Here is a 19,299-nt window from a genome sequence, read left to right as displayed (position 1 = left end):
GGTCGCTCGGTCACGTCAGCACCTCCAGCCGGTGGACCCACTTCGTCTGCAGGACTCCTGGCCGGTTGGGCGCGATGACCCGGCACGGGAAGCCGTGGTCGAGCGCCAGCGTCGAACCGTTGAGCGCCAGGGCCAGCAGCGTGCGGTCGTCGTCGACGAAGTGCGCCGGCAGCTCGGAGACTGCGAAGGCGCCACGTTGCTGCAGCGACCGCACCCGGACGGCGAGCCGTGGCGCAACGCCGACAGACTCAAGGACGTTGCGCACCGTCACACCGGTCCAGTCGGCCGAGCGACTCCATCCCTCGACGCACGCGATGGGCAGTCGATGGGTGACCTGCGGCAGTGCGAGCAGCTCGTCGCGCGTGAACGTCGTGACCACGCCGTCGTGCTCCACCTCCAGTCGCCAGCGGTCGTCCAGCGCAGCGGCGGTGGCACCGGCCTCGCGTGCGGTGCGGTTGACCGGCAGGTCCTGCGGGCCCTCGCCGTCGCGGACACCGAGCACGGAGATCCGTCGCAGGGGAGTCACCGACTGGCCGACGGTGAGCACCGTGGCGGCCGCAGAGGCCGTCAAGGTCGCGCCGACGACCGTGCGGCGCGTGGGACCTTGCGCACCGGTCGAACCGTCCGTGTCCGGGCCCTCCTGCCGAGTGTCGTCGATGGGTGCGCCGAGCGCCTCGCGGATCACCGGAAGCTTGACGGCCACGTGCACGAGGATCGAGCCGACAGCCACCCAGGCCATCGCGTAGTGCGTCGCGCGGAAGCTGAACTCCCACGGGTAGGCCTGGACGACGTTGAGCGAACCGCTCACCAGCATGAAGATCGTCGAGGCCATCAGCACGGCGATCGAACCACGCTCCAGGGCGTGCAGGAGGAGCGGCCGAGCCCCTCGTGGCGGCCGCACGAACAGTCGCGGGAAGACCGACCAGAGCTTGACCAGCAGCAGCGGGATGGTCGCGACGCCGGTGGCCACGTGCAGCCCCTGCGTGACGCGGTACAGCGACGCCGGCGAGGTGGGTACGGCGAGCCAGCCCGGTGTGTCCTGCTGCAGGTGGCTCCAGAGGCCGGTGAGGAAGCAGATGCCGAAGGCGACGCCCAGCCACAGGCCGAGGCGCGAGGCAGTACGGGGACCACCGACCCGAGACTCCAGTCTCGACTCGATGTCTTCCACGCGCGGAAGCCTCAACGCGACCTCATGCGCACATCGTCACACGACCTGAGAAGGTGGGCAGATGAATGATCGCCCCGACGTGGCCGTCATCGGCGGCTCAGGTTTCTACACGTTCCTCGACGACGCCGAGGCCGTGGAGGTGGACACTCCGTACGGCAGGCCGTCGGCACCGATCGTCGTCGGCACCGTCGACGAGCGTCGGGTGGCCTTCCTGCCCCGGCACGGCCGGCACCACGACTTCCCGGCCCACCGGGTCCCGTACCGCGCCAACCTGTGGGCGCTGCGCAGCCTCGGGGTCCGGCAGGTCCTCGCGCCCTGTGCTGTCGGCAGCCTGCGGCCCGAGCTGGGACCGGGCAGCCTCGTGGTCCCCGACCAGCTCGTCGACCGCACCACCGGTCGCGCCCAGACGTACTACGACACCGGGGCGTGCCACATCTCCTTCGCCGACCCGTACTGCGACCGGCTGCGTGCAGACCTGCTCACCGGCCTGGCCGACCACGAGCCCACCGATGGTGGTGCGATGGTCGTGATCGACGGGCCACGGTTCTCCACCCGGGCAGAGTCACAGTGGTACGCCGGCCAGGGATGGTCGCTGGTCAACATGACCGGCCACCCGGAGGCGGTCCTGGCCCGCGAGCTGGCGCTCTGCTACGCCGCCGTCGCGCTCGTCACCGATCGTGACACGGGCATCGAGGGCGGTGGCGCGGTGAGCCAGGCCGAGGTGTTCAAGGTCTTCGGTGAGCACACCGAGCTGTTGCGCTCGGCGCTGCGCGGCATCGTCGGCGGGCTCGCGCCGAGCACCACCGGCGGGGGTTCCGGGCCCCGGGCGGAAGAGGACACCGGCGGGGGTTCCGGGCCCCGGGCGGAAGAGGACACCGGCGGCCGGGACTGCGCGTGCCCGCACGCCGTCGACGGTTTCGACCTGCCCGTGGAGCTGCCGTGAGGATCCTGCTGACCGGAGCCGCCGGGTTCATCGCCGGACACGTGGCCGACGTCGCGAGGGAGCGCGGTCACGAGGTCGTGGGGGTCGACGCCTGGCTGGAGGCCGCGCACGGAGCGAGCGCCGAGCGTGACTCGGGGCCGGAGTCAGGGATCAAGATGGTCGACCTGCGCTCCGACGCGCTCGATGAGCTTCTCGACGGCGTCGACGTCGTGTGTCACCAGGCGGCCATGGTGGGCAACGGCGTGGACGCGCAGGACCTGCCGGCCTACGCCGAGCACAACGACGCCGCCACGGCACGCCTGCTCGCTGCCATGGCGCGCGCCGAGGTCCGGGACCTGGTGCTGGCCTCCTCGATGGTGGTCTACGGCGACGGTCGGTACACGTGCCCCGAGCACGGCGACGTCCCGCCCGCCGTCCGGCGCGAGGAGGACCTCTCCGCCGGCCGCTACGACCCGCGGTGCCCCCACTGCGACGGCGACATCGAGTGGCGGCTCATCGACGAGTCCACCGCGTTCCTGCCCCGCACCAGCTATGCGGCCTCCAAGGTGGCCCAGGAGCACTTCGCCGGCGCCTGGTGCACGCTGGAGGGCGCCCGGACGGTCGCACTGCGCTACCACAACGTCTACGGGCCCGGGATGCCGGCGGACACCCCGTACTCCGGGGTGGCGGCGATCTTCCGGTCGGCGATCGAGCGGGGCGAGGTGCCACGCGTCTTCGAGGACGGGCAGCAGGTGCGCGACTTCGTGCACGTGCGTGACGTCGCCCTGGCCAATGTGCTCTCGATCGAGCAGGTGGCCGGGCACCCGCAAGGTGTCACGCCCTACAACGTCGCCTCGGGGACGCCGTTCACGATCGGCCAGATGGCGCGGACCCTCGCCGAGGCGGCGGGAGCGGGCGAGCCGGAGGTGACCGGCGAGTACCGAGGCTTCGACGTGCGACACGTCGTGGCCTCACCCGCGGCGGCCGCCGAGGGGCTGGGCTTTCGCGCCCGGGTCACACCGCACGAAGGCATCGCCGAGCTGGCCACCGCCGCCCTGCGCACCCGCTGATCCGCCGGGCCGGCCCGCAGGGTCGCTTCGTCAGCCGAGCGCTCCACGGTTGAGCAAAGGGCACTCCCGCAAGCAGGTTGGAGCAGCGGCAGCCCGCGGCGCTCGGCGCTCCGTGGAGTGGCGCCGACGACGACCATCAGGTCAGTGCGTCACCGACGGAGCGAGCTGCGTGAGCCGGATGGTGTCCTCATCGGCAAGACGCCGAACGGTGGCGATCCATTCCTCGCGACGCTGCGCCGTCGATCCCTTGACCGGGGCGAACCGAGTCACCCGCACAGGCTTGAACCCGCAGAAGGCAAGGGTGCCGTGGGTGAGCGAGCGCAGGCGACTGTCCGGCATCATGGGCTGCAGCGCACGAGGGGTGTCGGCCGTGATGAAGACGCGTGCGCTGCGACCGGTCAGCAGCCCCTCGGGCAGACCTCGCTTGGTGTACTGGTAGTCCTCCTTTGGCAACAGCGCTCGGTCCAGGAAGCCCTTCAGCATCGCCGGGGTCGACCGCCACCACACCGGGGTGGTGACCACGAGGTGCTGGGCCTCACGGATCGCCCGGCGGGCTTTGGCGAGGTCCGGTTCGATCGGCATCTGCTGGGTGTAGCCGAAGCGCATGTGTCCATCGAAGTCCAGGTCCCGAACCGCCAGCAGTCGGGCGTCGGCGCAACGGTCGGCGTACGTGCGTGCGATCGCGGCGCTCAGGCTGTCCGGGTTCGGGTGGCCGTCGAGGACGAGAACTGCGGACATGGGGGCCTCCAGATGTGCTGAATGTTGACACTGTCAAGTATCTTGCCAGTGTCAACATAGGCTAGAATCTTGACTGTGTCAAGATCGAGCGTCAACTACCACCACGGCGATCTTGCGGCCGCACTGGAGCAGGCAGCGGTCGCATTGTTGGCCGAGGAGGGATCCCCCGCGCTGAGTCTTCGCGCGGTCGCGAGACGCGCGGGAGTGAGTCACAACGCCCCCTACCACCACTTCGGCGACCGACAGGGTCTGCTGAAGTCGGTCGCGGCACAGGGGCTGCGAGAGCTGCTCGCCGCCATGGTCACGGCCAGCGACTCGGCGACCTCCCCCAAGCAGCGACTTCTGGCCGCGAGCTTCGCCTACGTGGACTTCGCCAGTGCCAGCCGGCCCCTGTTCGAGATCATCTTCGACCCGGAGATCTGCGACCCGCACGAGCCCAACCCGGTGACCGGTCCGTTGATCGAGGCGAACGACGAGTTTCTCGCCGCGACGGTGCGCGCAGCGCTCCCCCAGGAGACGCCCGACGACGTCGCACGAACCGCGACAGCGGCATTGTGGGGGGCTGTGCACGGGATGGCCGTGCTGGTCGCGGCCGGGCATCTGGAGGCAAGCGTCGTCCGACCGGGCCTGGAGTCCCTCCTGGAGCTGCGGTTCGTGGAGTGATGCCCTTCACCGCCATCGGCGTCAACCCGCCACATCGGCTCCTGTGAAGCGTGTGCCGTTCTGGCGCGAGTGAGGGCTGTGCCTCGCGGCGTGCACGTCTTCCCAGACTGACCCAGTCCCTTGCCCTGGATCATTTTGAGAGTTACTCTCATTTCAGAGTCACACTCAACAACGAGTTACTGTCAGATCTGGAAGGTTCTGCATGTCGACGTTCCTGTACCGCCTCGGCCGCTTCAGCTACCGCGCCCGACGCCTGGTGACCTTGGTCTGGGTGGGGCTGCTGGTCCTGCTCGGCGTCGGGGCCGCAACACTCGCCTCACCGTCGGCCACGTCGTTCAGCCTCCCCGGCACCGAGTCCCAAGAGGCGTTCGACCTGCTGCAGGAACGATTCTCCGGAGCAGATCTCACCGGTGGGACCGCGCAGATCGTGTTCATCGCCGAGGACGGAGCGATCACCGACCCCGAGCACCAGCAGCGCATGGCCGAGACGATCAGCGCGGCCTCTCGTGCCGCAGAGGTCGCCACCGTGGAGAGCCCGCTCGATACCGGACTGGTCTCCGAGGACCAGCGGATCGCCATCGCTCAGGTCACCTACGAAGTCTCCTTCGAGGCAGTGGAGGACGCCAGCCGCCAAGAGCTCCTCGACGTGGTCGATGCCGCCGGCACCGATGACCTGCTCGTGGAGGCCGGCGGTGAGGTCATGGAGCTGATGCCTGACGTGAGCAAGGAGCTCGTCGGACTCCTGGTCGCCGCCGTCGTCCTGCTGATCACCCTGGGCTCGCTGACAGCAGCAGGGATGCCTCTGATCACCGGGGTCACCGGGGTCGGAGTCGGACTGCTCGGGATCGTCGCGGCCACCGGGTTCCTGGATCTCGGACCAACCACCCCGATCCTCGCACTCATGCTCGGACTGGCGGTGGGCATCGACTACGCGCTGTTCATCGTCTCCCGCTACCAGAACGAGCTGATCGAGGGCCACGACCCACAAGAGGCGGTGGGACGCGCGATAGGCACGGCCGGCTCCGCCGTCGTCTTCGCCGGCCTCACGGTCATGATCGCCCTCTCAGGCCTGGCCGTGGTCGGCGTCGGGTTGCTGACCGAGATGGGGCTCGCTGCTGCACTGACTGTCGCCGTCGCCGTCCTGGTGGCACTGACCCTGCTGCCAGCACTACTGGGCTTCGCCGGACCACGAGTCCTGGGGCGTCGTGCCCGTCGTCGACTCGACGAGGGGTCGGAGGGAAGGATCTCTCCCGCACGGCGGTGGGCGTCACTGATCACTCGCCGCCCCGCCTCCGCGCTGCTGGTCGCACTCGTCGGCGTCGGCCTGCTGGCCCTTCCGGCCCTGGACTTGCGCTTCGGCATCCCCGACCAGGGGACCTACCCTGACCACACCACCCAGCGCCAGGCCTACGACGCGATCTCCGAGGGCTTCGGGCCCGGCTTCAACGGTCCACTGCTGGTGGCCGTCGACCTGGCCGGGAGCGACGATCCCGAGCAGTCGGTGCAGGCCGTCCACGACGCACTGGGGGCGACCCAGGGCGTCGCCACCGCTGCCCCGCCGGAGCTCAGTCCCGCAGGCGACGCCGCGATCATCCCGGTGATCCCGGAGAGCGGGCCGGACAGCGAGGAGACCGAGGCACTGGTGGAGCTGCTGCGCAGCGAAGTCAGCGACGTCGCCGAGCAGGCCGGCGCCCGCACTGCCGTCACCGGGACCGCGGCGATGTTGATCGACTTCAGTGACCGGATGAGCGAGGCGCTGTGGATCTACCTGCTGGTCGTGATCGGTCTCTCCTTCCTGCTGCTGATGACCGTGTTCCGCTCGATCGTCATCCCGGTGAAGGCCGCCGCCGGCTTCCTGCTGAGCCTTGGCGCCACCTTCGGGGTGCTCGTGGCCGCGTTCCAGTGGGGCTGGTTCGAGTGGCTCGGCGTCCAGGAGACCGGCGTGGTGATCAGCATCCTGCCGATCTTCATCGTCGGCGTGGTCTTCGGCCTGGCCATGGACTACGAGGTCTTCCTGGTCACGCGCATGCGGGAGGAGTACGTGCACGGCGCCCCCGCCACCGAGGCCATCCGTGCCGGCTTCGAGCACGGCGCGCGCGTGGTGGCAGCCGCGGCCATCATCATGGTCAGCGTCTTCGGCGGGTTCGTCCTCGGAGACGCCAGCGACATCGTCCAGGTCGGCCTGGGCCTGGCGGCTGCCGTCGCCGTCGACGCCTTCGTGGTCAGGATGACCGTGGTCCCCGCCGTCCTGCAGCTCGTGGGCGACAGGGCGTGGTGGCTCCCCCGCTGGCTGGACCGGGTCCTTCCCGACCTCGACGTCGAGGGCGAGAAGCTGCGGCACCGGTTGGAGGTGACCGTGTGAGCCGCCCGTGTCGACGGCGGCGTCCCTAGGATGAGGCCATGAGCAACGGCGGACTGAGGGAGCGGAAGAAGCGGCGCACGCGCGACGCCATCCAGGACGCGGCGCTGCACCTCTACCGGGAGCAGGGCTACGCACAGACCACCCTGGAACAGGTGGCCGCTGTCGCTGACGTCTCCCCCAGCACGCTCTTTCGCTACTTCCCGAGCAAGCCGGACACCGTGCTCTACGACCGGGTCGACCCCATCGTGATCGACGCGATCCTCGCCCAACCGGAGGAGCTCACACCGCTGGAGGCCGTCAGGGCCGCGCTCCGCGCGGTCGTCGACGGACTGGACACCGACGCGGCAACCCTGGAGGCCACCCGCGCGACCCTGATGGCCCAGGTTCCCGAGCTCAGGGCGGCTGCGGCGCAGAAGGTCGAGGAGGACCTCCCACAGTTCATCGAGGCCATCGCCCAGCGCACCGGCCGCGAGGCGGACGACCCGCAGGTGCAGTACTGGGTGGGCGCCCTCGCCGGTGTCGCTCTGATGGCGTACTGGCGCGCCATGAGCCAAGGTCAGGACATCTACACGACGGTGGACGAAGCGTTGGACTTCTTGGCCGACGGGATCAGCCTCTGAGGCTGGTCCCGTCGGCTCCGACGGCTGATCGGCAGATCATCGTCGACGCTCTAGATCAGGTCCTTCTCCTCCAGCCACTCCTTGGCCACGGTGGCGGTGGCTGCCTTCTCGTCGCCGTCGACACGGTCGTTGAGAGCCAGTAGGTCCTCGGTGGTCAGCGCCTCGGAGGTCCGCTCAAGCACGTCCTCGACCTCGTCGGTGGCCTTGTCCTCGTTGATGAGCGGCACGACGTTCTGCGCCGCGATCATGTTCTCCGGGTCCTCGAGCGTCACCAGGTCGTTGGCGACGATCGCCGGCGTCGTGGAGTAGATGTTGGCGACGTCGACGTCACCGTCCACGAGGGCCTTGACGGTGGCCGGACCGCCGCTGTCACTGATCGACACGAACTGCGGGTCGTCGACGCCGTAGATGCCGGTCAGGCCCGGGATGCCGTAGGAACGCGTCTCGAACTCCGGGTTGCCGCCGACCTTGAGCCCGTCAATCTTGGCGAGGTCGCCGATCGTCGTCAGGCCCTCGGTCTCGGCGAGCTCGCGGGTGACGTTGTAGGAGTCCTTGTTCTCCGCGGGAGCCTCCTCGAGCGTCTCCAAGGCCTCGGGGAGCGCCGCGTCCAACGCCTCGTCGACCTCCTGCGGCGTCGCGGCCTCGGACTCGGGGTCGAAGTGCAGCAGGAGGTTGCCGGTGTACTCGGGGATGAGGTCGATCTCGCCGTTCTCCAGAGCGGGGATGTACGCCTCGCGGGCACCGATCTGCATCTGGCGCTCGACCTCCACACCTTCGGCCTCCAGCGCCTGGGCGTAGATCTCGGCGATGATCTCGTTCTCGTTGAAGGCCGCTGACCCGACGGTGATCGAGCCGGAGTCACTCTCGGTCGGGTCACCTCCGCAGGCGGTCAGCGCGAGGGCAGCGACGGCGGCACCGGCGACGGTGCGGACCATGCGGTGGTGCTTCGTGAGGGTCATGACTCTCCTAGGTGGTGGTGAGGGTGCGTCGAGCTGAAGGGGAGGTGGAGTGGCCCGGCCGAGCGGCGCGCTGGGCGGTGTTCTGCGCGACAGCGAACAGCCCGTCCAGCACGAGGGCGAGCGCGACCACGACGATCGACCCGGCCGCCATCTGCGGGTAGTCACGGACCGCCTGACCGTCGAAGATGTACCGTCCCAGGCCGCCGAGACTGACGTAGGCGGCGACGGTTGCGGTGGCCACGACCTGCAGGGTGGCGTTGCGCAGGCCGCCGATGATGAGCGGCAGGCCGATCGGGACCTCGACCGACCGCAGGATCTGCCACTCCGTCATCCCCTGGGCACGGGCAGCGTCGACCGTCTGCGGGTCAGCGGACTCGATGCCGGAGTAGACACCGGCCAGCAGCGGTGGGATCGCGAGCAGCACGAGCGCCAGGACCGGGGCGGTCAGGCCGATGCCCACCAGCAGCGTGAACCAGGTGAGGACGCCGAGGGTCGGCAGGGCGCGCAGAGCACCGGTGATGCTGATCGCGGCACTGCGGAACCGGCCGGTGTGGCCGATGTACAGACCCAGGGGGACGGCGACGGCCGCGGCGCCGAGCAGGGTCAGGCCCGTGTAGCCGACGTGCTCGGCCACCCGCGTCGGGATGCCCCCTGCCCCGGACCAGTGGTCGGCCTCGAGCAGCCAGTCGGCCGTGTCAGTCAGGACGCTCATCGGCCACCACCGGTGTCAGCGACGGCGAGCTCAGGGCTGCGCGCGGCGCGACGTCGCCGCGTCCTCGGCGTCGCGTTGCCAGACGTCGCGGCCGACCACGGCATGAGCACCCGTCCCAGGAGCACGAGCAGGCCGTCGATCGCGAGCGCGAGGATCACGATGGCGACCAGCCCGACCAGGATCTCGGTGGTGAAGTCGCGCCGGTAGCCGCTGGTGAACAACGAGCCGAGGTTGCTGACACCGATCAGCGCACCCACGGTCACCAGGCTGATCGTGCTGACGCTGACCACCCGCACCCCGGCGAGGAGCACCGGACCGGCGAGTGGCAGCTCGACGAAGAACCCGCGCTGTGGCGAGGAGTACCCCGTGGCCGTCGCGGCGTCGAGCACGGCCGGTGAGACGGCGGTGAAGGCGTCCGCAGCGGTGCGGACCATGATCGCGAAGGCGTAGAGGCTCAGGGCGATGACGACGTTGAGCGGGTCGAGGAAACCGGTGCCGATGATGCCGGGCAGCAGCACGAACAGTGGCAGCGACGGGATGGTGTAGAGGATGCTGCCGCCGCTGAGCAGGACGCCACGCAGTCGTGGATGACGGCTCGCGAACCAGCCGACCGGCACCGCCAGCACGAACCCGACGACGATCGGGACGAGGCTCAGCCAGGCGTGCTGCCAGAACAGGTCCAGCACGACAGCCCGGTTGTCCCAGGCCCAGGTCACCGGGGGCTCGCCCCCTCCACCGCGGCATCCTCGGCGAGGACACCCGTGGCCTTGCCGGCGGCGTCGAGCACGACGGTGCGGCCGTCCCGTTCCTGCAGACGCAGCTCTCGGCTGCCCTTGTCCAGCCCGACGAAGCTGCGCACGAAGTCGTCGGCGGGTCCGGCGAGGATGTCGGTGGGCCGGCCCACCTGGGCCACCTCACCGCCCTCCTTGAGGATGACCACCTGGTCACCGAGCAGGAACGCCTCGTCGATGTCGTGGGTGACGAAGACGATGGTCTTGCCGAGCTCGCGCTGCAGGCGCAGGAGCTCGGCCTGCAGCTCGTCGCGCACGATCGGGTCGACGGCGCCGAACGGTTCGTCCATCAGCAGGATGTTGGGGTCGGCGGCGAGCCCGCGCGCCACGCCCACGCGCTGCTGCTGACCACCGGAGAGCTGACCGGGGTACTTGCCGGCGTGCACCTCGTCCAGACCGACGGTGCGCAGCACCTGCAGCGCGCGCTCGTGAGCCTGCGTGCGCCCGGTGCCAGTGAGCCGCAGCACGGTGGCGACGTTGTCGATGACCTTGCGGTGCGGCAGCAGGCCGGCGTGCTGCATGACGTAGCCGATGCTGCGCCGCAGCTCGACGCGCTCGCGCGTGGCCACGTCCTCGTCGTCGATGAGCACCTGCCCCGCCGTCGGCTCGACCATGCGGTTGACCATGCGCAGCAAGGTCGTCTTGCCGCAGCCGGACGAGCCGACGAAGACGGTGGTGGTGTGCGAGTCGATCGTGAGGTCGAAGTCGGCGACGGCCTGAGTCCCGTCGGGGAAGGTCTTGGCGACGGATCGGTACTCGATCATGAGGCTCCTCGCCACGCCGCCGGCGCGGGTCCGTGGGGTCTGGGTCGGTACGGCTGCACGACAGTCTCCACGGCCGAGGGGCCTTCGGCAATCGGAAGCCCGGCGCGTCGCCATGCCCGGATGCCTCCGTCGACGTCGACGGCCCGCACTCCGATCGAGACCAGGGAGGCCGCTGCGAGCGACGACGTGTAGCCCTCGGTGCACAACACGATCCACTCCTGACCGGCGCCGGCCTGCGGCAGGGATGCCCCGGAGTCGGGGTGCAGACGCCACTCCAAATGATTACGCTCGACGATGACAGAACCGGGTACCTCGCCGTCGACCTCACGCTGCCAGGCTGGCCGGATGTCGACGACGATCGCACCGCGCCGCACCTGCTCGGCGGCCTCGATCGGGCTGAGGCGGCCGATCCGTGACCGGGCGGCGGCGAGGAAGTCATCGACGCCGCGGAAGCGCTCGTACCCGATGAACGTCATGACGCACTCCGCTGCTCACGCGGCACGACATCGTCGGGGAGCTCGGCCTCGGGGTCGTCGGTCCACAGGTGAGCGATGCGGGTGAGGTGCCGCCGTCCCGCCTCGTCGCGCTCGACGTCGTAGAAGTTCATCTGGTCCAGCGGCGGCGAGTAGGCGTGGACGCTCACGGCCGTCTGCTCGTGGACGTTGCGGACATCGTGCACGTAGTGCTCACCGAAGCCGATGGTGTCCCCGGCGTTGCGGTCATTGTCCACGAGCCGACGCGAACCGGAGGCCCACACGGACTCCTGCAGCGTCCCGGTCACCACGGTGAACGCGCCGCCGGAGCCGCCGTGGTCGTGCAGCTGGGTGCCCTGCTCGGTGGTCCAGCTGATGAGCCACAGGTCCACGCAGTCGTCGCGGTACAACCTGACGTGCCAGCGTTCGTCGGCGTCGGCACGCACGTCGTACAGCCCGGCGCGCACGTCGGCGGCGACCGCTGCCGTGCGCTCCACGAGGTCGGCGAGCGGCACGGGGTTCGTGGACTCCCAGGTGATGCTCATGACTCCATGGAACGCCGTGCCTCCGTGCCGTGGTGGGTGTCCCACGAGGCGGACGGTCCGCCCGTGCCGCTGTGCGTGGGTTATGGATCTGGTCGCGTTATGGTGAGCGGATCGCCGCCCACGGGGGGCGGCCCGGGGACAAGGAGAGTGCCATGCGCCTCATCGGAGTGCTGGTCGCGGTGATCGCCGCCTACGTCTGGTTCAAGCGACGGCGTCCTGACGCCCAGGGTCCCGACGTGCCCTCCGTCCCGCTGCACTCGGTCCCGACGTCGCCCACGGCCTCGACCGAGGGGGCTGCACCGGCTGCGGAGAACGTCGGGGGCGACGTCGCCGACACCCCCGGGCCGTTGCGTGAGGACACCGGAGGCCTGGACGCCTCGGCGGGGTGGGACGACCTGCGAGGAGGGCCTGCGGCAGAAGGCCTCGACCCCCTCGAGAGCCCCCTGCGCGACGCGCGTCACGCCTGAGCGTCCGGGGCTGACCCCGTTTTGGTCCGGGCGCCACGCATGGGCTACAGTTGCGGTCGCGGTTCTGCGGAGTCGCGAGCGCCCGGGCCCCGTGGCGCAGTTGGTTAGCGCGCCGCCCTGTCACGGCGGAGGTCGCGGGTTCGAGTCCCGTCGGGGTCGCTGGAGAACGACGCTGAAGCCCGTGCCGCAAGGCACGGGCTTCTGTCGTCTCGGGGCGGTCATGCTGCTGACCGTCGTGGACGACGGCACTGTCACTGCCATCTGGCAGCGTGGGGTTCGTGGACGATCCGGACCAGAACACCACCTACGCGGCCGAGCACATGCTCACGCAGTGGCTCGATGCCGTCTCCCCCGAGACCGGGGAGGTCCGGGTGAGCCTCGAGCGCGCTGGCCGGCGCCACACGCGGACCTACCACCCCGAGACCGAACCACACTTCTCCCGGCCGTCAGAGGTGACGGGCTTCGTCGAACGCGTCCTGGAACGTCTGCGGAGCCAAAGTCGACAGTTCGGATCCAGCTACCGGGGACGCGAGAAGCGCTCCGTGCAGGTCCTGCCGTTTCCCGGGTGGACCAAGGCCACCTACCGCAACGACGTCATCCTGCTGCCGGAGCGTGAGCGCGGCGGGGCGTGGGCCTTGCGCGGGCTCGTCGTCCTGCACGAGCTGGCGCACCATCTCAACACCGGCCTCGAGGGCGCCATCATCGACGTGCACGGCGCAGGGTTTCGGGCCACGCTCGTGCAGCTGCTGCAGGACGTCGGCTGGACCGAGATCTCCGCCATGCTGCAGGAGGCCTACGGCCAGGTGGGGCTGGATCGCCGCCGGAGCGCCGACGACGGGATGCTCGCCAAGGTCGGCAAGCTGCTGCGCCACGCCGAGGGTGCCTCGACCGAGGCCGAGCGGGAGACCTTCTTCGCCAAGGCCCAGGAGCTCGCCACGACGCACTCCATCGAGCTGGCCGTCGCGCGTGCCGCCCACGCGGAGGGCTCCGAGGAGCGCCTTCCCACCTTCGAGCCGGTCCGGCTGGGGCACCGCGGACAGCACTCCAACGTGCGCTTCGTCGAGCTCATGCTGCAGATCGCGCATGCCAACGACCTGCGGTGCAGCATCAATGCGGACAACACCGGCGTCACCCTCTACGGGTTCACCGATGACATCGACGTCACCAAGACGCTGTACGTCTCGCTCGTGGTGCAGATGGTGGCCGATGCCGATGCCTACATCAGGTCCGGCGCGCACCGACCTGTTCACGGCCGCACGGCACGCGCGGCGTTCTACCAGGGCTGGACCACCAGGATCGGGCAGCGACTGGCCGAGGCTCAGCGCGCCGCACAGGTCGGTGCGGGCGTGCTGGAGCAGACACTCGACGCACGGGGCGAGGTGCGTGAGTCCAAGGCAGTCGCGCTGATCGCCAAGGATGTCGAGCTCGACGACTACTTCGACCACATGAAGAACCAGCACGGGATCTCCCGAACCTGGCGTGCAGGCAAGCAGGTGGCCGATCCGCACTCCGACCTGCAGGGCCGCGCGGCCGCCGAACGCGCGCGCCTGCACCAGCGGCAGTCACTGTCACGAGCGCGGTGATGGTTGGCCGGGCACGACGTCGTCCGGTTCGGACCCACGGCCATGAACAACCAGCCCTGCGGCTGGTGCTCTGGTGCAGCGCGACGAAGCACGCGGGCATCTGGTCGAGCACATGGCCGGCACCAACACGGCCAAGATGCGGGCGGCGCCGCTCGTCGCGATCCTGGCATCCGACACACGTTCCATGACCCCCTGCCGGAGCACTCCCGAGGGTGAGATCAATGCCGCCTTGCAGATCGGCTACTTCATCATCGGTGTGGGGTGCCGTCGACCTGGCGGCCGGACCGATGGCCGGTTTCGACCGGGACGCTGCGGACCCACGAGTTCCTCACCGGCGCCGGCCGGCGTCGCAAGGCCGGGGCCGGGGACCTGGCAGGAGCGGCTGCCGCGGATCGCCTTCGATGACGCAGCGAGGGTGGTTCGAGGCGATGTGGGAGGGCCACCTGCCGGTTTCGGGGCATCGGTCACCGTGCGATAAGGTGGCCGTCGCCCGTTTCGGCGGGCATGGCCAGGTAGCTCAGTTGGTACGAGCGTCCGCCTGAAAAGCGGAAGGTCGCCGGTTCGACCCCGGCCCTGGCCACGCCTGGGGCACCCCCTGCTCGGAGCGCAGCGGAGGTGCAGGGCCCGTGTTGGAGCTCTGGGCCGTGCCAGCGGACAACGCCCGCACCAGGGCTTGTTCCACCGTACGAAGTTCGGCGGGCCCTGTTCCCCGTGAGACGCCTGGGACGCAGGGTGAGTCAATGACCAAGACCTCTGCACCGGTGTGTGTCGTCGGCGTGGGCATGGTGCCGTTCACCACGCCGGGCCGCAGCGACAGCTATGACGTCATGGGCGAACGCGCCACCCGCCGGGCGCTCGCCGATGCCGGGGTCGACCTCTCCCTGGTCGAGCAGGCATTCGTCGGCTACGTGTATGGCGACTCGGTCTCCGGCCAGGCCGCTCTCTACGGGCTCGGGCCAACGGGCATCCCGGTCGTCAACGTCAACAACAACTGTGCCACCGGCTCCAGCGCACTCTGGCTGGCCCGGCAGGCCATCGCCTCCGGAGCGGCCGACTGCGTGGTCGCCCTGGGCATGGAACAGATGACTCCCGGTGCTCTGGGCTCGGTCTTCACCGACCGGCCCGACGCACTCGCTCGGTTCAACGAGTCGCGCCACCAGCACCAGGGCACCCACCCGAGCGCACCCACGGCAGCTCAGTTCTTCGGCAACGCGGGACAGGCCCACCTCGATGAGCACGGCACGGATCCCGCCGTCCTGGCACACATCTCGGTCAAGTCCCGACGTCATGCGGCGCACAACCCGTACGCCGTCTTCACGGATCCGGTCACGGTCGAGGAAGTGCTCGGCTCCCCGGTGATCCACGGCCCGCTCACCCGCCTGCAGTGCTGTCCTCCGACGTGCGGGGCTGCCGCTGCCGTGCTGTGTAGCGACGAGCTCGCGCGGCAGCACGATCTCGACACCACGGTGCGGATCCGCGCACAGGCCATGACCTCCGACACCGCAGAGTCCTTCGACGGCGACCCTCGGCTGCTGGTCGGCCACGGGATCACCCGTGCCGCGGCTGATGCGGTGTACGAGGATTCGGGGGTCGATCCTCAGGACATCCCGGTCGTCGAGCTGCACGACTGCTTCACCGCGAACGAGCTGCTGAGCTATGAGTCTCTGCGGCTCACACCTGAGGGCACGTCGGAGAAGTTCATCCTGACAGGCGAGAACACCTACGGCGGACGCGTGGTGACCAACCCGTCGGGCGGCCTGCTCTCCAAGGGTCACCCCCTGGGAGCGACCGGTCTCGCCCAGTGCGCCGAGCTCGTCTGGCAGCTCCGGGGCCAGGCCGCGGGGCGACAGGTGGACGGAGCACGGCTGGCGCTCCAGCACAACGTCGGTCTCGGCAGCGCGTGTGTCGTCACGCTCTACGAGCAGGTTTGAGACGTGCCGCCGTGGCCTGTGAACAGGTTCTGGCGCCAGCGCAGGATGCTGAGCGCCAGCATCGTGTCATGGCTGCTGACGTGTCTGGGAGAGTCCGCGCCGATCGCCTGCAACGCCTGCTCCACCCGGTAGCGCACCGTGTTGCGGTGTACGTGCAGCCTCTGGGAGGCCAGCGTGTGATCGCCGCTGAGCTCCAGGAACACCAGGAGCGTCTCCCGCAGGCCGTCGTTACGCTCGCCCGGTTCGGCCAGCCCGCCCAGCACACGGCGCACGAAGTCCTGCAGCTCGGCAGGGTCGTCGCGCAGCATGGCGACCGCCGCGACCTCGCCGAACTCGACCACCTTGCGGGAGGGGTTCGATGCGGCGAGCTCCTTGGTCCGTGACGCCTGGCGGCTGCTGCGGCAGAACCCCTCGATGCCCGACAGCGTCGTGCTCAGGGCCACGCGCACCGGGACCCTCTGGTCGCGAAGCCAACGGCCGACCACGTCGACACTCGGTCGTTCGTCCGCGCGCGGCGCGAACCAGGCGCGGGCCTCCCGCTGCCCCGTGGCCACCAGCATGCTGGGACAGCGGTGTCCGAGTGACTTCCCGATGACGCCCGCGACGAGGTCGAAGGCCTGCAGACCGTCCGCCTGGGTGATCGAGTCCTCGGCCCACAGCTCCACGGCGAGGTGACGCCCGTGGAGCGGGTACCCCAGCGCGGCCTCGGCCTGGTTGATGTCGGTGACGTCGCCCGCGAGGAGCTCGTTGATCCAGTGCTGACGCATGCCGCTGCGGCTGCGCACCCACCGCTCGCGCTCCTGCTCGTACTCACGAGCGACGACGTCACAGATCCGGTCGATGAAGATCGCGACCTTGCTGACGATGTCGCTGAGCACCGAGATCCCGTGCCGATCTCCGAGCTCCTGCGCGACCCCCAGGCACATCTCGGTGAACTGCGCCTGGCCGAACCGGTAGGCACGCATCAGGGACGCCATGGACACGTCGTTCTGGGCCAGCTTGCGCGCGTACTGCACCGCACCCGGCGGCGCGGTCACGGTCGCCGGGTCCTGTCCCTCGTAGAGGGTCTGGATCAGGAGCAGGGTGTTCTCACTGATGCTTGCACCGAGCAGGTGCGCCGTCGACTCGTCGGCCACCAGCTCGGCGATCTCGTGACCGGTGTACGTGGTCAGCGTGTCGACGAAGTGGCGCCGGCGGGTGAGCACCTCGCGGATGATCTCCTCGGCGTGTCCTTCCCCCTCGACCCGGTCAGTGTCGGACTGCTCTGCGGACTTCACAGACATGCCAGCGCCCGCGTTGCCGTGTGGTGGCCACAGGCGCCCTGAGGCCCAATGCCCGTCGGCGTGGCGGCCGAGCAGAGATGGACGCCGGGCACTGCGGTGTCGTACGGCCACAGCGTGGCGTGCGGGCGAAAGACGAGCTGTCGGCCCATGGTGGCTCCGGTCACGATGTCCCCTCCGATGTTCGTTGGGATGGCGCCTGGCCGTCTCTCAGCAGTGGTACGGACGGCCGTGGCACTGATCCGGTCACGGATACCGGGGGCGAAGCATTCGATCTGTTTGATGATGAGCTTCGTCGCATCCCCGGCGTGGCTGCGTGGGACGTGAGCGTAGGCGTAGATCGGCTGTCTGTCACCCCTCTCGGTCACCGTGACGGCGTCCTTGGCCCGCGCGAGCGTCACGGCGCAGGCCGGGCCGTGGGGCCCGGCACCCGCCACGATCGCGGACCTCATGTGGAGACGTTCGCGCTTCCTGGGTCGTCGATCGAGCTCCGCTCGACCGTGAGTGGGATGGGGCCCTTGTCCAGCCAGCCCTGACGGTCGAGCTGGTCGGCGACGGCGAACGAGCCTCGCTCGATCTCACCCGCCGCGGCGTCGACGACCCGGTACCTCAGACGGCCGTTGAAGATCGGCTCGGACTCGATCATCACCGCGATGCAGTCCCCGGGAGCGAACTGTGTCTGCCGCTGCACCTCCGCAAGGAGTCGCTCGTCGTGCAGGTGACCGTCACCGAACTGCCAGCCGGTGAGCGTCGCGCAGACGAACTCTCCTTCACGCAGGTCGTAGTTCTCATAGGAGTCGAGGTGACGACCCATCAGCGTGTTCAGGGCCCGCCCGTGGCTGTGCATCGACCGCCAGGCCGTCGCCTTCTGCAGGAAGATCTCCGCGATCTCCGGCCCGTACAACGTGGTGAGCTGGCTGAGCTGCGTCGGAGAGGACGCCGTGACGCTCTCCTCCATCTTCTTCTCAGCACCGGTCTGCGGCTCGGGGCCTCGACGGAACGCCCACATCGAGACCGCCCAGTTGCCGGCGTAGTACCGCATCGACGGCAGGAACGAGACCAGGTCGGGGCGAAGGTTTCCCAGGACCGGGAAGAACGCGAGGGCGACCACCAGCGCGACCAGGGCCGGCACCGACGAGAAGTCCCCGATCCCGAAGCCCTCACCGGCAGGGAAGTTCCAGAACAGGAACCAGGCCCCGAACATGTAGAACACATTCCACTCCAGGGGCACAGCGAGGGGGAAGTTGGAGGTGATGAAGAAGTGGAAGAACACCATGAGCCCGATGGCCAGCGCGGTCACGGTGCTGTTGGTCGAGAACAGCAGGACGACGGGCACGGTGAACTCGATGACGGTGCCGGTGTGTGCCAGGAGGAACGCGAACCTCGACGGTCGGAGGTCGTCGGGGAAGCGGCGGTAGAGGGCTCGGCGCAGCGCGCGGGGCTTGAAGAGCGGAGCGTTGCTCATCATCGCCGAGACGACGAAGGTGAAGTGATGACCGAGCTTGGACGCGGCCGCTCCCCACCAGACGGCGACCAGGACCAGCTTGACCCCGATGATCATGTCGACGAACGGGAAGGTCGCGAACATGATCGCCATGACCCAGTACTGCTCACCACGCGAGGCGAGGAACAGCAGCTTGTCCCGCAGGCCGGCGACGACCAGGAGCCCGATCAGGACGACGAGGGGCGTCATGGGCAGCAGTCCGGCCGAGCCCGGCACACCGTCGCCGCCCTCCCCCGCCGCCGACAGCAGATAGATCTCGGTGGCGAGGATGCCGACGTAGAGCAGGACGTCCAAGGGCGAACGCACCGCCCCGGACGTGCCCGGGACCTTCGCCGGCCAGGGCGCCAGTCGGATGGTCCCGGGGCGGAGCCAGAACAGGACTCCGCCGATGGGCGGCAGGAAGCGGAAGGCCAGCGGGCCCGAGGAGGCGCCGAGTCCGAGGATCTCCCACAGCATCGTCCAGATGACCGCCTTCTGCAGGACGATGGGCTCACTCCACCACGATCCGAGGTCGGACATGCCGCCCAGGCCTGGAGTCATGGAGATGAACCACAGGCCGAGGAACGCGTAGGCGACGATCTTGAAGCCGTACATGATGTGGATCGCGCGAGGGGTCCCAAAGCCGTACTCGGCCCAGTGCTGGCCGAGCAGGCGCATCCGCTCCAGGTACGGGCGTTCGTTCCAGGTCTGCAGGTCCTGCGGCGGCAGGTCCGGTGCGACAAGTCCCATGGTCGTTCCTTCATGTCA

At 69.4% G+C, this 19,299-nt stretch carries 19 protein-coding genes and 2 tRNA genes; 10 read left to right on the top strand and 11 right to left on the bottom strand.

Annotation, left to right across the window (positions count from 1 at the left end; all coding sequences use genetic code 11):
- Positions 1 to 10 precede the first annotated feature (10 nt).
- A complete protein-coding gene (locus tag ACEVFP_RS02865; RefSeq protein WP_375001837.1) occupies positions 11 to 1,168 on the bottom strand; it encodes a molybdopterin-dependent oxidoreductase in 1,158 nt (385 codons plus the stop codon).
- Positions 1,169 to 1,229: 61 nt separating this feature from the next.
- Between ACEVFP_RS02865 and ACEVFP_RS02860 the strand changes: the two genes are divergently transcribed.
- Positions 1,230 to 2,111, top strand: a complete 882-nt coding sequence (locus ACEVFP_RS02860; protein ID WP_375001836.1) for an S-methyl-5'-thioadenosine phosphorylase — start codon at positions 1,230 to 1,232, stop codon at positions 2,109 to 2,111.
- Complete coding sequence (locus ACEVFP_RS02855; protein ID WP_375001835.1) at positions 2,108 to 3,160, top strand: NAD-dependent epimerase/dehydratase family protein; 1,053 nt, start codon at positions 2,108 to 2,110, stop codon at positions 3,158 to 3,160. Before ACEVFP_RS02860 ends, ACEVFP_RS02855 begins: the two co-directional genes overlap by 4 nt.
- Positions 3,161 to 3,301: 141 nt before the next feature.
- Here ACEVFP_RS02855 and ACEVFP_RS02850 read toward each other — a convergent pair whose 3' ends face one another.
- Entirely contained in the window at positions 3,302 to 3,898 is a 597-nt protein-coding gene (locus ACEVFP_RS02850; RefSeq protein ID WP_375001834.1) for an NAD(P)H-dependent oxidoreductase, read from the bottom strand.
- A gap of 75 nt (positions 3,899 to 3,973) precedes the next feature.
- On the opposite strand from ACEVFP_RS02850, the gene ACEVFP_RS02845 reads away from it, so the two are divergent.
- The 3 genes from ACEVFP_RS02845 to ACEVFP_RS02835 all read left to right on the top strand — a co-directional run bounded on the left by ACEVFP_RS02845 (position 3,974) and on the right by ACEVFP_RS02835 (position 7,543).
- Positions 3,974 to 4,561 carry a TetR/AcrR family transcriptional regulator gene (locus ACEVFP_RS02845; protein ID WP_375001833.1) on the top strand — a complete coding sequence of 196 codons (588 nt, stop codon included), beginning with the start codon at positions 3,974 to 3,976 and terminating at the stop codon, positions 4,559 to 4,561.
- Positions 4,562 to 4,763: 202 nt separating this feature from the next.
- Positions 4,764 to 6,923 (top strand): MMPL family transporter, encoded by a 2,160-nt coding sequence (locus tag ACEVFP_RS02840; RefSeq protein WP_375001832.1) that lies wholly within the window; start codon positions 4,764 to 4,766, stop codon positions 6,921 to 6,923.
- Positions 6,924 to 6,961: 38 nt separating this feature from the next.
- Positions 6,962 to 7,543 carry a TetR/AcrR family transcriptional regulator gene (locus ACEVFP_RS02835; protein ID WP_375001831.1) on the top strand — a complete coding sequence of 194 codons (582 nt, stop codon included), beginning with the start codon at positions 6,962 to 6,964 and terminating at the stop codon, positions 7,541 to 7,543.
- A 50-nt stretch (positions 7,544 to 7,593) separates the two neighbouring features.
- On the opposite strand, the gene ACEVFP_RS02830 is transcribed toward ACEVFP_RS02835, so the two are convergent.
- Genes ACEVFP_RS02830 through ACEVFP_RS02805 form a run of 6 tightly spaced genes read right to left on the bottom strand, consistent with a single transcriptional unit; the run spans position 7,594 to position 11,787 of the window.
- On the bottom strand, positions 7,594 to 8,502 hold the full coding sequence (locus tag ACEVFP_RS02830) for an ABC transporter substrate-binding protein (protein WP_375001830.1): 909 nt from the start codon (positions 8,500 to 8,502) through the stop codon (positions 7,594 to 7,596).
- Positions 8,503 to 8,509: 7 nt separating this feature from the next.
- On the bottom strand, positions 8,510 to 9,214 hold the full coding sequence (locus ACEVFP_RS02825; RefSeq protein ID WP_375001829.1) for an ABC transporter permease: 705 nt from the start codon (positions 9,212 to 9,214) through the stop codon (positions 8,510 to 8,512).
- Positions 9,211 to 9,930, bottom strand: coding sequence for an ABC transporter permease (locus ACEVFP_RS02820; RefSeq protein ID WP_375001828.1), 720 nt, complete (start codon positions 9,928 to 9,930; stop codon positions 9,211 to 9,213). Before ACEVFP_RS02820 ends, ACEVFP_RS02825 begins: the two co-directional genes overlap by 4 nt.
- Positions 9,927 to 10,769 carry an ABC transporter ATP-binding protein gene (locus ACEVFP_RS02815; RefSeq protein ID WP_375001827.1) on the bottom strand — a complete coding sequence of 281 codons (843 nt, stop codon included), beginning with the start codon at positions 10,767 to 10,769 and terminating at the stop codon, positions 9,927 to 9,929. Before ACEVFP_RS02815 ends, ACEVFP_RS02820 begins: the two co-directional genes overlap by 4 nt.
- Positions 10,766 to 11,245, bottom strand: coding sequence for a rhodanese-like domain-containing protein (locus tag ACEVFP_RS02810; protein ID WP_375001826.1), 480 nt, complete (start codon positions 11,243 to 11,245; stop codon positions 10,766 to 10,768). Before ACEVFP_RS02810 ends, ACEVFP_RS02815 begins: the two co-directional genes overlap by 4 nt.
- Positions 11,242 to 11,787, bottom strand: coding sequence for a hypothetical protein (locus tag ACEVFP_RS02805; RefSeq protein ID WP_375001825.1), 546 nt, complete (start codon positions 11,785 to 11,787; stop codon positions 11,242 to 11,244). Before ACEVFP_RS02805 ends, ACEVFP_RS02810 begins: the two co-directional genes overlap by 4 nt.
- A gap of 152 nt (positions 11,788 to 11,939) precedes the next feature.
- On the opposite strand from ACEVFP_RS02805, the gene ACEVFP_RS02800 reads away from it, so the two are divergent.
- The 5 genes from ACEVFP_RS02800 to ACEVFP_RS02780 all read left to right on the top strand — a co-directional run bounded on the left by ACEVFP_RS02800 (position 11,940) and on the right by ACEVFP_RS02780 (position 15,768).
- On the top strand, positions 11,940 to 12,254 hold the full coding sequence (locus ACEVFP_RS02800; RefSeq protein WP_375001824.1) for a hypothetical protein: 315 nt from the start codon (positions 11,940 to 11,942) through the stop codon (positions 12,252 to 12,254).
- A gap of 85 nt (positions 12,255 to 12,339) precedes the next feature.
- Positions 12,340 to 12,413, top strand: a tRNA-Asp gene (locus tag ACEVFP_RS02795).
- Between the two features lie 119 nt (positions 12,414 to 12,532).
- Positions 12,533 to 13,837, top strand: a complete 1,305-nt coding sequence (locus ACEVFP_RS02790) for a DUF2786 domain-containing protein (protein WP_375001823.1) — start codon at positions 12,533 to 12,535, stop codon at positions 13,835 to 13,837.
- Positions 13,838 to 14,343: 506 nt separating this feature from the next.
- Positions 14,344 to 14,417 (top strand) — tRNA-Phe (locus ACEVFP_RS02785).
- A 160-nt stretch (positions 14,418 to 14,577) separates the two neighbouring features.
- Complete coding sequence (locus ACEVFP_RS02780; RefSeq protein WP_375001822.1) at positions 14,578 to 15,768, top strand: lipid-transfer protein; 1,191 nt, start codon at positions 14,578 to 14,580, stop codon at positions 15,766 to 15,768.
- Here the strand turns inward: ACEVFP_RS02780 and ACEVFP_RS02775 are convergent.
- From ACEVFP_RS02775 to ACEVFP_RS02765, 3 genes are read right to left on the bottom strand one after another with little or no spacing between them, the layout of a single operon-like run.
- Positions 15,753 to 17,051 carry a PucR family transcriptional regulator gene (locus ACEVFP_RS02775; RefSeq protein ID WP_375001821.1) on the bottom strand — a complete coding sequence of 433 codons (1,299 nt, stop codon included), beginning with the start codon at positions 17,049 to 17,051 and terminating at the stop codon, positions 15,753 to 15,755. The two genes, ACEVFP_RS02780 and ACEVFP_RS02775, sit on opposite strands and share 16 nt — an antisense overlap.
- Complete coding sequence (locus tag ACEVFP_RS02770; RefSeq protein ID WP_375001820.1) at positions 17,042 to 17,500, bottom strand: hypothetical protein; 459 nt, start codon at positions 17,498 to 17,500, stop codon at positions 17,042 to 17,044. Before ACEVFP_RS02770 ends, ACEVFP_RS02775 begins: the two co-directional genes overlap by 10 nt.
- Positions 17,497 to 19,281 (bottom strand): DUF3556 domain-containing protein, encoded by a 1,785-nt coding sequence (locus ACEVFP_RS02765; protein WP_375001819.1) that lies wholly within the window; start codon positions 19,279 to 19,281, stop codon positions 17,497 to 17,499. The genes ACEVFP_RS02770 and ACEVFP_RS02765 overlap by 4 nt, the downstream gene beginning before the upstream one ends.
- Positions 19,282 to 19,299 lie beyond the last annotated feature (18 nt).

The organism is Aeromicrobium sp. CTD01-1L150, assembly GCF_041951745.1.
Taxonomy (GTDB): domain Bacteria; phylum Actinomycetota; class Actinomycetes; order Propionibacteriales; family Nocardioidaceae; genus Aeromicrobium.
The sequence above is the reverse complement of the archived record's forward strand: the minus strand, read 5'-3'. Positions and strand labels throughout refer to the sequence as shown.